Source organism: Nitrospina sp. 32_T5 (assembly GCF_052156635.1).
Taxonomy (GTDB): domain Bacteria; phylum Nitrospinota; class Nitrospinia; order Nitrospinales; family Nitrospinaceae; genus Nitrospina.
Genome location: NZ_JBQKUO010000003.1, coordinates 131,563 through 145,707, shown reverse-complemented (window position 1 = coordinate 145,707; position 14,145 = coordinate 131,563). Strand labels below are relative to the sequence as shown.

Sequence of the window (14,145 nt, the reverse complement as noted above, 5' to 3'; positions counted from 1 at the left end):
AGGGAAACGTCAGCGGGGGGAGGCGGCGATGTTGCCGCCGTCGACGGTGACGATGCTGCCGGTGGTCTTTTCGGCCAGCGCAAGATCGAGGAACGCCTCGGCCACGTCGCGTCCGGTCACTTCGCGCTTGAGCAGGTTGTCCTGAAAATATTCGTCGGCACTCAAACCGCGGGCGGCGGCGCGTTCTTTCACGAAATCCGGTGGAAAAATGCCGGTGCGGATGCGGTCGGCGTTGACCGCGTTGGAGCGAATGCCGTCGGCGCCGTAATCGAGGGCGTACTGCTTGGTGAGCGCCACGACCCCGGCTTTCGGCAGGGCGTAGGGGCCGAAGTTCCTTCCCGGATTGAACGCCGCTTTCGACGCGTTGAACAGCAACACCCCGCCGGTGCGTTGCGTCTTGAACAGGCGCACCGTCTGTGACGCCAGCGACTGGTGTGCGAAGAAATTGAGCTCGAAACTCTGCCTCAACGTCGCGCTGTCCACCTCGCCGATGGGACCCTGCACCGCGTTGCCGGCGTTGGAGATCAGGATGTCGAGGCCGCCGAAGTGCTGCACCACCTGCTCGAACGATTCGCGCACGGCTTTTTCATCCGTTACGTCCACCACCCGCGCCAGCAGGTTCGCCTTCGTTGTTTTCTTGATTTCCTCGGCGGCTTCGGCCAATTGGTTGGGATTGATGTCGGTCATGAACACGTTCGCGCCCTGCTCGGCGAACAACTCTGCCGTGGCGCGTCCGATTCCCGACGCCGCCCCCGTCACATACACCACCCTGCCGTTCAACAAAGGTGGCTTGGCCTTGCCCAGCTTGGCCTGCTCCAGCGACCAGTATTCCATGTCGAACAGGTCAAAATCGGAGAGCGGCTGGTAGGTCCCGACGTTGAACGCCTGGTGGATGATGTCGATCGTGTGTTCGTAGATGTCTGCGGCGATGCGTGTCTCTTTTGCGTTCTTGCCGATGGTGACCAGCCCCAGCCCCGCCACCAGGATCACCCGCGGCAGGCGGTCGAGTTCTTTTCTCTCGATACCCTTGGCTTCGCAGTTTTTCTTGAAGTAGGCGTGGTAGGCGTCTTTGTACTTTTGGATCGCCCCGGTGAGCTCCTTCCACAACGCATCCGCGTCGTCCAGGTTTTTCAGGTTCAGCAACAGCGGTTTCTGCTTGGTGCGGATGACGTGGTCCGGCGTGGCGGTGCCGATCTGCGACCAGGTCAGGCTTTCCTCACTGCTGGCAAAATGGTATGCCGTCTCGCTTTGCCGGTGGTGCACCAGCCACGGCACGCCCGATTCCTTTTCGTAAATGCCGCGCAGGGCGGGGGCGATGCGGCGGAAGATCTCGTCCGGGCTCCTGGAGCCGATCGATACCGCCTGCGGCGTGAGTTTTTTGACCGGGTGTCTGGCGATGTATTCTTCCGCCTTCGTCACGGCGTCGATGTGGTAGTCGTAGCTTTCCTTCGCCGTCTCGGCAAAGGTGAACAGTCCGTGGTTGATGAGCACCAGCCCCTTCACACTCGGGTTTTTCTCGTAGGCCTCCGCCGCGGCCCTGGCCAGATCGAATCCCGGCATGATGTAATCCACCACGCCCAGTTCGTCGCCGTAAATTTCCTTGCAGATTTCGACCGAGTCCGGCTGGTTGGCGATAACGAGGATAGCGTCGGCGTGGGAATGATCGACGAACTTGTGCGGCAAAAACGCGTGGAGGAGGGTTTCGACCGACGGGTTCGGCGCCGAGGCGTCGAGCAGGTTTGTCCGCTGGTCGTTGACCATCGCCTCGTCCGACAAACCGTCCAACTGCAGCAGTTTCTGGATGGGGCCCAGCTTCACCCCCGGCAGGCCCGGCGGTTCCAGCGAGTCCAGGTCCCAGCCGCTGCCCTTGACGAACAGCACGTCGATGTCCTCGCCGAAGCGGTCTTTGACGCGCGATTTGACCGAGGTGTTGCCGCCGCCGTGCAGGACCAGTTCCGTGTCCGCGCCGATCAGCCGCGAGGTGTACACGCGGAGGGCGATGTCCTCATTCACGTCGGACCAGCGCTCGATGGCCGCCTGCGCCTCTTTATCGTTCCAGCGATTCTTCATGGCAAGCAAAATAACAAATCCCGCGAACTAAATAAAGTTGCAAAATCAACGGCGGAAAATTTATGAAATATAGAGGATTAACCGGAACGTGCGCGGGAGCAAGAAAAGTCGGATGAATTCGGCGGGGTTCTGTGCTAATCTTGCCGCGAATTCAAGGCGGGGGGCGTTGGTTTTCGCCCTGTTGGACGGTGCCTTCCCGGTTCGCCCGAATCGACTCTCAACCCGGACCCGGCTCGCGGCTCAGGCCACGCTGCGCGGTCCCGAACACCCATACATGCTCGCAAAAATCCACGTCACCCTGAAGCAAGGCGTCCTCGATCCGCAGGGCAAGGCCGTGCACCACGCCCTCAACGATCTCGGCTACAACGAGGTGCGGGACGTGCATCTGGGCCGTTACATGGAAATCGAGCTCGAGGGCGTCGAGGCGGCGGAGGCCGAAGCGCGCGTGCGTGACATGTGCGAAAAACTGCTGGCCAACACCGTCATCGAATCCTACCGCTTCACCCTCGAACCTCAGAACTGACCGTCCGGTGATCGAATCATGAAGTGCGGCGTCGTCACATTTCCCGGCTCCAACTGCGACCGCGACTGCGTCCACATCCTGAAAAACGTCTATGGCGCGGACACAAGGATGGTCTGGCACAAGGACACGTCGCTCGACGGGTTCGACCTGGTGGTCCTGCCCGGCGGGTTTTCCTACGGCGACTACCTGCGCGCCGGATCGATCGCGCGCTTCTCGCCGATCATGAAAGCCGTGGTCGCACACGCCAACAGGGGCGGCCTGCTGTGGGGCATCTGCAACGGCTTCCAGATCCTGGTGGAAGCGGGACTGCTCCCCGGCGCGCTTCTCGACAACAGAACACAGAATTACATATGCCGCTACGTGTACCTGAAGGTGGAAAACGTCGACACCCCCTTCACCCGCGCCTGCGAATCCGGTGAAGTGTTGAACATCCCCATCGCCCACGCGCAGGGCAGTTATTTTGCCGATGCCGACACGATGAAACAGCTGGAAGACACCGGACGCGTCGTTTTCCGTTACTGCGACCCAAAGGGCAACGTCACCGGGGAAGCCAATCCCAACGGCTCGCTCGCCAACATCGCGGGCATCGTCAACGACGCGGGCAATGTGCTGGGCATGATGCCGCATCCGGAGCGCTGTGCCGATCCGGTATGGCCACAGATCGACGGTCAGAAGCTGTTCGATTCGCTGTTCCATAAAACCGGGGTGCGGGCATGAGTGCGCCATCGCTCATCACCGCCGAACAGGCCGCCCAGCACGGGCTCACCCGCGTGGAATACGACCGCATCTGCGACCTGCTCGGACGCAAGCCGAATCTCGTCGAACTCGGCATCTTCTCCGCCATGTGGAGCGAGCATTGCAGTTACAAAAGCTCCAAGCCGCACCTGAAAACCCTGCCCACCGAAGGCCCGCGCGTTTTGCAGGGACCGGGCGAGAACGCGGGCGTGGTGGACATCGGCGACGGGCTGGCGGCGGTGTTCAAGATCGAAAGCCACAATCACCCGTCGTTCATCGAACCGTACCAGGGCGCGGCGACGGGCGTCGGCGGCATTTTGCGCGACATCTTCACCATGGGCGCGCGTCCCATCGCGCTTCTCGACTCATTGCGCTTCGGCAACCCGGACAATCCCAAAATGCGCTACCTGTTCCACGGGGTGGTTAAAGGCATCGCCGGTTACGGCAACTGCATCGGCGTGCCCACCGTCGGCGGCGACATCTACTTCGACGACTGCTACGACGGCAACATCCTGGTGAACGTGTTCTGCCTGGGGCTGGCACGGGCCGATAAAATTTTTCTGGGCAACGCTTCCGGCGTCGGCAACGCCATTGTGTACGTCGGCTCGAAAACCGGGCGCGACGGCATTCACGGTGCGGTGATGTCGTCGGCGGAGTTCGACGACTCGACTGAAGAAAAACGCCCGACCGTGCAGGTGGGCGATCCGTTCATGGAAAAGCTTCTGCTCGAAGCCTGTCTTGAGATCATGCAGAAGGACTGGGTGGTGGGCGTGCAGGACATGGGCGCGGCGGGGCTCACGTCGTCGTCGTTCGAGATGGCCGAGCGTGCCGACAGCGGCGTGGAGCTGGACCTCGACGCGGTGCCGATGCGCGAGGAGGGCATGAACGCCTACGAGATCATGCTGTCCGAATCGCAGGAACGCATGGTGTTCGTCATCAAAAGCGGCCACGAGGAAGAAGCGCTGGAGATTTTCCGCAAGTGGGACCTCGACGCCGCCGTCATCGGGCGTGTCACCGACGACCGCCACATGCGCATCCGCTTCGGCGGCGAGGTGGTGGTGGACCTGCCCATCGAGGTCGTGGTGCACGGCGCCACGGAGACGCACCGCCCCACCCGCAAACCCAAATACATCGACGCCGTCCAGCACCTGGACCTGAACGAGATCGAGGTGGTGGCCCCCGGCGGCGACGCACTCAAAAAACTGCTGGCCAGCCCGACCATTGCGAGCAAGGAAATCGTGTTCGACCAGTACGACCACATGGTGGGTTTGAACACGCTGGTTCTGCCGGGGTCGGACGCCGCCGTTCTGCGTGTGCCGGACTCCGACAAGGCATTGGCCATCTCTGTGGACTGCAACAGCCGTTACTGTTACCTCGACCCCTTTCAAGGAGCGCAGATCGCGGTGGCCGAGGGTTGCCGCAACCTGGCCTGCTCCGGGGCGGAGCCCATTGGCGTCACCAACTGCCTCAACTTCGGCAACCCGGAGAACCCCGAGATCATGTGGCAGTTCCAGCAGGCAGTACAGGGTCTTGGGGATTTCTGCCGGTTTTTCAACATTCCTGTGGTCAGTGGGAATGTCAGTCTCTATAATGAAACTAAAGGCGAAGCGATATTTCCGACACCCACCGTGGCGGTGGTGGGGTTGCTGGAGGACCGGTCCCGGCACATGACCCAGTGGTTCAAACGGCCGGGGCACAAGATCGGCCTGTTGGGCCTGACGCTGGAAGAACTGGGCGGCAGCGAATACCTGAAACGCATTTTCAACCGGTGCCAGGGCAAACCTCCTGTATTGAATCCCAGGGAAGAAATGGACGTCCAGCAGGTATGCCGCGACTGGATCCGGAACGGCCTCATCGCCTCGGCGCACGACTGCTCCGAAGGCGGGCTGGCGGTGGCGCTGGCGGAGTCGTGCTTCTCCGGACCGGAACCGCTGGGTGCGGTGGTGGAAATGGAATCCACGTTGAGACCGGACGCAGTGGCCTTCGCCGAGTCGCAGTCGCGCATTCTGGTTTCCTTTAAAGAGGAAAGTCTGGAGCGCCTGCAATCCGACGCGGAGAAGGCGGGCGTGGCCTTTCAAATGCTGGGCACGGTCGGCGGGTCGGCGTTCCGGTTCAGCATCAATAACGAGCCCTACATCCAGGAAGATGTGGAGACGCTCGCGGATATCTGGAAACATTCTTTGAGCGGTTATGCCAGTCGAGTTTCCCGCTAACGACAAATTTCACGAGGAATGCGGCGTGGTGGCTGTGTACGGTCACCCCGAAGCGGCCAACCTCGTTTACCTCGGTCTCTATGCCCTTCAGCACCGGGGGCAGGAGAGCGCGGGCATTGCCACCAGCGACCGCGGCAAGATGTACGTCGAACTGGGCATGGGCCTGGTGGCGGACATCTTCACCTCCCAGCGCATAAAAAAACTTCCCGGCAACATCGCTATCGGCCACAACCGTTATTCCACCGCGGGCGTGAGCCAGATCGTCAACGCCCAGCCCTGCCTCATCAACTACGCCAAAGGATCGATGGCGCTTGCCCACAACGGCAACCTGGTGAACGCCGACCAGATCCGCGAAGCGCTGGTCGATGAAGGCGCGATCTTCCAGTCCAGCAACGACAGCGAGGTGATCGTCCACCTCATCGCACACAGCCACCAGGAACTTTTCGTCAACCGTGTGATCGAGGCGCTGGCGGGAGTGCAGGGGGCGTATTCGCTGGCGCTGATGACCGAACACGAAGTTGTCGTGGCCCGCGATCCGCACGGGTTCCGCCCGCTGTGCCTGGGCATGCTCGATGGCGCGTACATCGTGGCATCGGAATCCTGTGTCATGGACCTCATAGAAGCGGAATACCTGCGGGAGGTCCAGCCGGGTGAAGTCATTCTCCTCAACGAAGACGGGTTGCAGTCCTTTTTCCCGTTCCAGCGGAAGGAGACGCGGCGGTGTATTTTCGAACACATCTATTTTGCCCGGCCGGACAGTCTGATTTTCGGCGAGTACACCTATTCGGTGCGCAAGCGCATGGGAAAAGCTCTGGCGAACCAGTCTCCGGTGGATGCGGACATCGTGGTGCCGGTGCCGGACTCGGGGAATCTCTCCGCGCTCGGCTACTCGGAAGAATCCGGCATTCCGTTCGAAATGGCGCTCATCCGCAATCACTACGTCGGGCGCACGTTCATCGAACCGCAGTCTCCCATACGTCACTTCGGCGTGAAGGTGAAACTGAACGCGGTGAAGAAACTGATATCGGGAAAGCGGGTGATCATCATCGACGATTCCATCGTGCGCGGCACCACCAGCCGCAAGATCGTGAAGATGGTGCGCGATGCCGGAGCGAAGGAGGTGCACGTACGCATCAGTTCACCGCCGACCCTGTTCCCCTGTTTTTATGGCATCGATACGCCCAACCGGGACGAACTGATCGCTTCCCGCCACACGCTGGAGGAAACGCGTAACTTCATCACGGCGGATTCACTGGAATACCTGCACCTGGAAAACATGCTGAAGGTGATGGACGAGGACAGTGGTAAGTTCTGCTCGGCGTGTTTTGATGGGCAGTACCCGGTGGACATCGACGGCCGCGGCCATCAACCGGTGCAACTGCAACTGTTCGGGAGCGAAACGCCGGACGTGTGACCCCTCCGGGTCAGGCCCCCGTCAGGGAGAGGACGTTTCAGTCGGCGGAGCGGTGGCTTCCTTCTTTTTCTTCTCCACGGATGGCTCCATCACCTCTGCGTTTTCAAGCAGGGTCCCCAAATCCTTCAGGTCTTCCTTGTAGCCCGAAAACGCATTGTCGAGAAGGTTCTGCGAGCGCAGGGCGCGCTGGTAGTGTTCCTTGATCTTCAGGTAGTCCGACTTCTTGAGCACGATACTGCCCGTGGGCGCCGCCAGGGTCTGTTCGGTTTCGGTTTTGGCCTCGACCTTGGCGCGGGCCATCACACCTTTTTTCTCACCGCTTTCGTCGATGATCGTATCCGGCAGATCCTGGGTGCTGAGGCCCGGAAAAATTTTCGCCAGGGCCTGCTGGAGAGTGGGTTCCATGGCGACCTGGTCCAGATAGCTCACGATCACGCGTTTCAGTTCCGGAATCTTGCCCCCTTCCGCCTTCAGGTACAGCGGGCGCACGTAGATCAACGATTCATCCACGGGGATGACCAGCAGGTTGCCCTGGATGACGTTGGACCCACGCTGATCCCACAATGAAATCTGGCGGGAGATCACCGCGTCCTGGTTGATGCGCGCCACGACCTGCGACGGCCCGTACACCAGCTTCTGCTTTGGAAACGTGTACGCTGCCATCTTACCGTAGTGCGCGCCGTCACTGCGCGCCACCATCCACGCCGACAGGTTTTCCTTGTTGCGCGGGGTGAAGGGCAGCATCAGGATGTACTCCTCCTTGTCCTTTTTCGGCAGTTTCATGATGGTGTAGTAGGGCTGCATCAGCGTGCCGTCGATCACGGGAATCTGCCACTGGTCTTCCTTGTTGTAGAACACCTGCGGCGTTTCCATGTGATAGGTGCCGTACACGAACGCCTGGATGGAGAACAGGTCCGCCGGGTAGCGGATGTGCTTGCGCAGGTCGTCCGGCATTTTCTCCAGCGGCTCGAACATGGCCGGGAACAGCTTTGCGTAGGTGGCGATGATGGGGTCGTCCGGTTCCGTGATGTAAAAGGTCATGTCGCCGTCGTAGGCGTCGATGACGATCTTGACGGAATTGCGGATGTAATTGGCGACGCCGCGGATGACTTCCGGATCGCGGATCGACTGCGAGTAGGGAAACTTGTCGCTCGTGGTGTAGGCGTCGTAGATCCACTTCAGCCGGCCGGCGTCGGTGATCACAAGGTACGGGTCCCGGTCCAGCTTGAGAAACGGCGCGACCGTTTGCACGCGCTCGGTGATGTTGCGGTACATCAGCACATGGCTTTCGTTGGAGATGTCGTTCGAGAACAGGATCTTGGTGGTTTTGAAACGGGTCGCCAGCATCACTTTGCGCAGGAAGGAGTTGACCGCAATGCCGCCCTTGCCTTCATAGTTTTTGTAAACGTTCTTTTCGCCTTTGGGGTAGTCGAACTCCTCGGTTCCGGTGTTGACGAACACGTAGTCATTCGTCATCTCTCCGTAATAGATTTCCGGCTGTGTGACCTGCAAGTTGATCGAAGACTGCGGCGGAATGTCCTTGATGTGCAGGACCGGCAAGCCTTCCGGCGTCATCTGGTTGACGGGGCTTAATGACAGGCCGTAGCCGTGGGTGAAGGTCAGGTGCTCGTTGATCCATGTGCGGTTGGGCAGGCTGGTGGAATCCAGCTCGCGCGGCGACAGCAGGGTCTGCTGGTATTTGCCGTCCAGGATGTAACGGTCGTTATCCACCGATTTAAACTGGTAGTAGGTGCGGATCTCTTGAATCTGGCCCAGCGTGTCCAGCAGGGGGGCCTGGTCCCACAACCGGATGTTCTCGATGGTCAGATCGTTTTTGCGGACGGCTTCGGCGTCCAGCGTGTTGGCGCCGGTGAGCACGTTTTCTTCCACGCCTTTCAAATCGAAACCGCGGTTGGTGCCGGCGATGGTGTGCTCGATATACGGCGTTTCTTTTTCCAGTTCGTTGGGTGCGACGACGAACCGCGTCAACAGGCCGGGATACACGTTGCCGACGGCATAGATCACCACCACCGCGCCGGCCCAGATGAAGATGCGGCGCAGGTTTTCCCGGTTGATGTTGAAGATGCTGAGCGCCGTGCCGACGAAAGACAGAACGATGAGCAGGTTGTACGCCGGGAGGCGGCCCCAGTCATCGACATAACTGATGCCCGCCACCACCTGCGAATTGGACTGGATCAGCAATCCGTAGCGACGCAGGTACATGTCGAAGGCCAGGTTCAGGAACGCAAAGGCGGCCAGCAACGACAGAGTCCGGCGCGCTTCCGGCAGGGTGGCGAAGCCTTTCGGCGACAGGAAAATATATTGTTTGAAAAAGTAAATGAGCGAGACGCCGAAACCGATCAACGCCAGTCCCGCCCACAGCCAGCCCTTGACCATTTCCAGGAACGGCAGAACGAATATGTAGAACGAATAATCTTTATTAAAAATCGGGTCGGCTTCGTCAAAACGAACGTGATTGAAGAATTTAAGAATCACGTCCCAGCGTTCCGCCGCAATAAGGCCGATGAACACGCTGAAGATCAGGGGCAACAGCAGGACCAGCGGTTTCAGGTTGTCGGCGACCATCTCCAGGAACGGCATGTCGCGGCGGGTCTGGTCGGCGAGGATCACCGGCAGGTGCGACGTTTTCTGGTACACGCGGCGCAGAATGCCGAACGTCACCAACAGGAACAGTCCGCCGAACAGGAAGCCGAAGCCGAACTGCGAGCCGAGGATGGTCCAGATAACGGACAACAATCCATATTTTTCGAACCAGACGAGGTCGATATAAAAGGAAACCAGCTTTTCGGTGAACAGCAGGAAAAACAGGACCACTGCGACGAGGGCCACGAACCATTTGCGGGACAGTCTCATAAGTTTATTTCGTTATCCGTTCATTTCCATTTGATGGAGCATCCCATCGAAGGAATCTGTTCCTCCAGCATGGGCTGACCATCGAGGATGGCGTTGATGGCGTCTTCCAGGTCGCGCCGTGTGACCTGTTCCGGATGCTCCCAGTTGTCGTCGATGCGGCCGCGGTACAGGAGTTTCCGTTCCGGACCGAAAACGTAAATGTCCGGTGTGCACACGGCGTCGTACGTTTTCGCCACGGCCTGGGTCTCGTCGAACAGGTATGGAAACGGGATGTTCTTTTCCTTCGCGATCTTCTTCATGTTTTCCATGGAGTCGTCCGGGTACTTCACCGCATCGTTCGAATTGATGCCGATGATCTGCACGCTCTTGTCTGCGAATTGGTTCTGCAGGTCGATGAGGCGCGGCAGCACCGCTTTCACGTACGGACAGTGGTTGCACATGAAAATGATCACCAGCACTTCGATGTCTTTAAAACTGTCCAGCGAGTAAGTTTTGCCGTCGGTGCCGGGCAGGGAAAAGTCGGGAGCCTGGGTTCCCAGCGGAACCATCGTAGAGTGGGCCAATGCCATGGTGCTTTCCTTATTATGGATGAAAATCCGGTATGCATGCGAGCCGGACGCCCGTTGGGGCGTGGCATTCTGGAATGAATCCATGCTAGCACGCGGTCCGGGGGGACTCAACCGGAAATGGGAACGCGAAACAGGCTGTATAAGGAAGGGTCAGCTTTTGCAGGTCATGCCGGAAATCCGGCAGGTGTAGCACGCGGGATGATCCAGCGGAAACGGGCGCATCGTTTCCTCCAGCGTGTCGCCCATTTTCGCAGACGGTTCTTCAACGAGGATCGGGCATACGTACACACCCTGGGAAGTGGCCATGCGCGACGACGAACATTGCAGGCTGGTGATGGGGTAGTTTTCGAAACATTTTTCGGTAACGCGTTCGTTTTCGTGATAACCGCGTTCCGTTCGCGCCAGTTCGCCCATCAGGAAGCCGGGAAGAAACTTCACCTGCGGGTCGGGAACGTGGTGCTCTTTCATGAAAGCGAGCGCTTTTTCCTCCCAGACGGGGTCTTCCTCGTCGTCCCAGCTGCGGACCATCGTCAGATGAGTCGAAAAACCCGCTTTCGACAGGTTGGCCATGCCCTGAAGCGCGAGGCGGAAACAATTTTCGCCGCGGATGGCGTCGTTTTCCTTTTCATCGAGGCTGTCGAGGCTGACGCGGAAATGCATCACGTGCGCGGCCTTGTCCTGAATGGCTGCCAGCCGCTCGACGCGTTTCGGCGTCAACAGCAGGCCGTTGGTGAGGATGGTGCACGGCCCGTATTCGAGAATGGCTTCCAGGATTTCGAAGATCTCCGGGTTCAGAAACACCTCGCCGCCGGTGATGTAGTAATCCTGCACGTTGAGCCGTTTCGACTCCTCCAGCCGCAGTCGCGTCTGTTCCAGCGTCATGAACGGGATGGTGTCGTTTTTGGGGTGACAGCTGATGAAACAGTGCGTGCAGGCGAGGTTGCACAGGGTGCCGCCGATCTGGAGCCACAGGGTTTCGAGCCCCGTCATCGGCACTTCCGGGACTTTTTCGATCACCGGCGCCTGCTCTGGAATGGGGACCTTCGGTGCGAGTTCCATAATGCAATCCTAACAGAAAGGGATTTTGCGGATCAACTCCATTAGGGCCGGATCGGGGCCGCGTGAGGATGAGTCGAAGCGGGGGAGGAAACCTTACAGGAACTTACAGTCCGGCGGACTCGTACGAATCGCTGATGTTCTTGACGCGCAATTTACGGCGCAGGGCGGCGAAGCCTTCCAGCGCGGTGCGGCCGAGGCGCGATTTGTACACGGGCCGCAGGGCCAGCCGCGCGGTCTCCGGCGGCTCCATGAAAAACGGCGCGTCGAGCGGCGTCACCATCCGCCCGGACGGGTACAGCCATTTGAGGTTGAGGCGATCCTTCTGCGCGCTCTTTGCGAGATGCTCTACCAGCGTGTGGATGCGCTCGAACTCGGCTTTATCGCGCACGCCGTCTTCCGGCAGTTTGAGCAGAGGGATCACGCCCATTTTCGTCAGCTGGGAGATCTGGTCCTGCACCGCCGACAGGTCGCCGTGCCCGAACCCGACCTCGATGAACACCGAACCGGGCGTGAACACGCCCGTCGAATATTCCAGCGCGCGTTGTTCTTTTCCCTGCGACGCACCCGCCCCGGTGAATGCGAACACCATGATGTCCACCCCGGCGGCGTACATGTGGTCGATGGTCGCCAGGTCGTCCGGAAGGAACCCGCGCAGGGCGACGAAGGTGCGGAAGTTTTTCTTGATGCTTTTCATCACCGGCGTCATGGCGTGCAGACAGCGGTCTTCCTTTTCGCAGAACTCGAGGTTCAACTGCACGAGGTCGGCCACGCCTTCCTCGAACGCCGAACGGATGAGGGCGATGATGTCACGTTCCGGCATGTTCAGCTTTTCGGTTTTGGGGTCGGCGCGCAGGAACAGGTTCAGGCAGTAGCCGTCCATCTGGATGTTCGCCGCCACCGGTTTTTTCGCCGGATCGGCCACCTGCAAAAACTGCGGTGGCGGGATGAGGCGCACGCCGGTTTCGTTCGGGCCGTGGCTGAGCACGAAGCGGTCTTTCTCGATATGAAGCGTCGGGCTGTCCGCGCCCTCCGTTTGTACCGCCGCGCGCACGAAGAAATCCTCCGACAGCAGGAATGCCAGCTCGTCGCGGCCACGGTCCTTGTACATCGAGGCGGCGACGAGTTCGTCCCTGCGCACTGCCTCAGGCAACACGACGCCGCGTCCCATCAGATCGAGTTTCAGTTTTCCAAGCGTGTTCATTGTGCTCCCAGCCGGTCGAGCAGTTTCCGGTGAATGCCGTCGAAGCCGCCGGACGACATCACCAGCACGACGTCGTTCGACGTGTGGTGTTGCGCGATATGGTCCACGATATCCGCCACCGTTTCAATATGCCAGGCCTCTTTGCCGCGCGCCTGCAGTGCCTCGGCGACGGCGGCGGGGTCCAGCCGTTCATCGTCCTTGATTTTTTCCGGTGCAGGCACGGCCGCGATCACCGTCCTGTCCGCTTTCAGGAAGCTGTCGGGAAAGCGCGACTGAAACACGTTGCGCTTGGACGTGGCTGAGCGCGGCTCGAACACCGCCCACAGCGTGCGCCCCGGCCACGCTTCCTTCACCGCGTCGAGAGTGAGGTCGATCGCCGTCGGGTGGTGCGCGAAATCGTCGATCACCACCACGCCGTTCGCCTCGCCCATCACCTCCTGCCGCCGCTTGATGCCTTTGAAGAAAGGCAGGGCCGAGGCGATCTCTTCCACCGAAATTCCGGAGTTGTGCGCCACCGCCACCACCGCCGCGCAGTTGAGCACGTTGTGCCAGCCGATCATCGGCAGGGAAAACCGCGCGATGTAACGTCCCTGATGGTGCAGGTCGAACTCGCTGGTGCCGTCATTACAGGTGAACGAAGCGATGTGCCAGTCCGCGTCTTTGGAGAAGCCGTAGGTCTCCACCTTGCAGCGCGCGCCCTCCAGCACGTCCTTGACGTTGCCATCGGAACATTCCACCAGAAGGAAGCCCTCCGGGTCAACGGTTTCCACGAAACGGCGGAAGGCGTCCTTGATGTGGTCGAGGTCGCGGTAGATGTCCGCGTGGTCGAACTCGATGCCGGTCAGTATCGCGCCGTGCGGGCGGTAGTGCAGGAACTTCGGTCCCTTGTCGAAGAACGCCGTGTCGTATTCGTCGCCCTCGGTGATGAAAAAGTCGCCTTCCGGCACCTGGTGGTTGCTGTCGAAATTCTTGTGCCAGCCGCCGACCATGAAGCCCGGCTTGCGTCCTGCCGCCTCGAACACCCACGCGAGGAGCGCCGTGGTCGTCGTTTTGCCGTGCGTGCCGGTGACCACGAGCGACGTGCGTCCTTCCAGGAAGAACCGCGCCAGGGCCTGCGGGAAGGAGATGTAGGGGATGCCCGCTTTTTGGACGGCGACGACTTCCGCGTTGTCCTTCGAGACCGCGTTGCCGATGACAACGAGGTCGATGTCGTTTGTGATGTTGTCCGCGTGGTAGCCGGGGCGAATCTCGATGCCCATCTGTTCCAGCAGCGTGCTCATCGGCGGGTAGATGTTGGCGTCGGAGCCCAGCACCCTGTGGCCGGATTTTTTGAGCAGGCCCGCGAGCGAAGCCATCCCGGTGCCGCAGACGGCGATGAGGTAGATGGATTGGGGGGCGTCGGATTCGGATTTCATGGAAGCAGAAATTCTAGGCCCAACCCACCGTAAAGTCAAGAACGACTGTATTGGAAAGGGTTTGAATACAAA

At 60.0% G+C, this 14,145-nt stretch carries 10 protein-coding genes; 4 read left to right on the top strand and 6 right to left on the bottom strand.

Annotated elements, in window-relative coordinates:
- Nucleotides 1-9: 9 nt before the first annotated feature.
- The gene (locus tag ACTRW9_RS09030; protein ID WP_442429424.1) at nucleotides 10-2,070 is read right to left on the bottom strand and encodes a bifunctional aldolase/short-chain dehydrogenase; all 2,061 of its coding nucleotides are present in this window, start codon (nucleotides 2,068-2,070) and stop codon (nucleotides 10-12) included.
- Nucleotides 2,071-2,344: 274 nt separating this feature from the next.
- Here ACTRW9_RS09030 and purS point away from each other — a divergent pair, with 274 nt between their 5' ends.
- From purS to purF, 4 genes are read left to right on the top strand one after another with little or no spacing between them, the layout of a single operon-like run.
- A complete protein-coding gene (purS, locus tag ACTRW9_RS09025) occupies nucleotides 2,345-2,593 on the top strand; it encodes a phosphoribosylformylglycinamidine synthase subunit PurS (RefSeq protein ID WP_442425914.1) in 249 nt (82 codons plus the stop codon).
- Between the two features lie 18 nt (nucleotides 2,594-2,611).
- Complete coding sequence (purQ, locus tag ACTRW9_RS09020; RefSeq protein WP_442429090.1) at nucleotides 2,612-3,310, top strand: phosphoribosylformylglycinamidine synthase subunit PurQ; 699 nt, start codon at nucleotides 2,612-2,614, stop codon at nucleotides 3,308-3,310.
- A complete protein-coding gene (purL, locus tag ACTRW9_RS09015; RefSeq protein ID WP_442429089.1) occupies nucleotides 3,307-5,541 on the top strand; it encodes a phosphoribosylformylglycinamidine synthase subunit PurL in 2,235 nt (744 codons plus the stop codon). Before purQ ends, purL begins: the two co-directional genes overlap by 4 nt.
- Nucleotides 5,519-6,955: an amidophosphoribosyltransferase gene (gene purF / locus ACTRW9_RS09010; protein ID WP_442425911.1), complete on the top strand. Its 1,437-nt coding sequence runs from the start codon at nucleotides 5,519-5,521 to the stop codon at nucleotides 6,953-6,955. The genes purL and purF overlap by 23 nt, the downstream gene beginning before the upstream one ends.
- 21 nt (nucleotides 6,956-6,976) lie before the next feature.
- Here the strand turns inward: purF and ACTRW9_RS09005 are convergent, their stop codons facing one another.
- From ACTRW9_RS09005 to mpl, 5 genes are all read right to left on the bottom strand, one after another.
- Complete coding sequence (locus ACTRW9_RS09005; RefSeq protein WP_442429088.1) at nucleotides 6,977-9,829, bottom strand: UPF0182 family membrane protein; 2,853 nt, start codon at nucleotides 9,827-9,829, stop codon at nucleotides 6,977-6,979.
- 20 nt (nucleotides 9,830-9,849) lie between these two features.
- Nucleotides 9,850-10,398, bottom strand: coding sequence for a thioredoxin family protein (locus tag ACTRW9_RS09000; protein ID WP_442429087.1), 549 nt, complete (start codon nucleotides 10,396-10,398; stop codon nucleotides 9,850-9,852).
- Between the two features lie 150 nt (nucleotides 10,399-10,548).
- Complete coding sequence (locus ACTRW9_RS08995; protein ID WP_442429086.1) at nucleotides 10,549-11,457, bottom strand: radical SAM protein; 909 nt, start codon at nucleotides 11,455-11,457, stop codon at nucleotides 10,549-10,551.
- 103 nt (nucleotides 11,458-11,560) lie between these two features.
- On the bottom strand, nucleotides 11,561-12,658 hold the full coding sequence (locus ACTRW9_RS08990; RefSeq protein ID WP_442429085.1) for a hypothetical protein: 1,098 nt from the start codon (nucleotides 12,656-12,658) through the stop codon (nucleotides 11,561-11,563).
- On the bottom strand, nucleotides 12,655-14,073 hold the full coding sequence (gene mpl / locus ACTRW9_RS08985) for a UDP-N-acetylmuramate:L-alanyl-gamma-D-glutamyl-meso-diaminopimelate ligase (RefSeq protein ID WP_442429084.1): 1,419 nt from the start codon (nucleotides 14,071-14,073) through the stop codon (nucleotides 12,655-12,657). The genes ACTRW9_RS08990 and mpl overlap by 4 nt, the downstream gene beginning before the upstream one ends.
- Nucleotides 14,074-14,145: the final 72 nt, after the last annotated feature.

Bases quoted from the DNA above. Each gene is read 5' to 3' on its own strand.
- ACTRW9_RS08990 (WP_442429085.1), bottom strand. From the start codon at position 12,658: ATGAACACGCTTGGAAAACTGAAACTCGATCTGATGGGACGCGGCGTC.
- purF (WP_442425911.1), top strand. From the start codon at position 5,519: ATGCCAGTCGAGTTTCCCGCTAACGACAAATTTCACGAGGAATGCGGC.
- ACTRW9_RS09000 (WP_442429087.1), bottom strand. From the start codon at position 10,398: ATGGCATTGGCCCACTCTACGATGGTTCCGCTGGGAACCCAGGCTCCC.
- ACTRW9_RS09030 (WP_442429424.1), bottom strand. From the start codon at position 2,070: ATGAAGAATCGCTGGAACGATAAAGAGGCGCAGGCGGCCATCGAGCGC.
- ACTRW9_RS09005 (WP_442429088.1), bottom strand. From the start codon at position 9,829: ATGAGACTGTCCCGCAAATGGTTCGTGGCCCTCGTCGCAGTGGTCCTG.
- purL (WP_442429089.1), top strand. From the start codon at position 3,307: ATGAGTGCGCCATCGCTCATCACCGCCGAACAGGCCGCCCAGCACGGG.
- purQ (WP_442429090.1), top strand. From the start codon at position 2,612: ATGAAGTGCGGCGTCGTCACATTTCCCGGCTCCAACTGCGACCGCGAC.
- ACTRW9_RS08995 (WP_442429086.1), bottom strand. From the start codon at position 11,457: ATGGAACTCGCACCGAAGGTCCCCATTCCAGAGCAGGCGCCGGTGATC.
- purS (WP_442425914.1), top strand. From the start codon at position 2,345: ATGCTCGCAAAAATCCACGTCACCCTGAAGCAAGGCGTCCTCGATCCG.
- mpl (WP_442429084.1), bottom strand. From the start codon at position 14,073: ATGAAATCCGAATCCGACGCCCCCCAATCCATCTACCTCATCGCCGTC.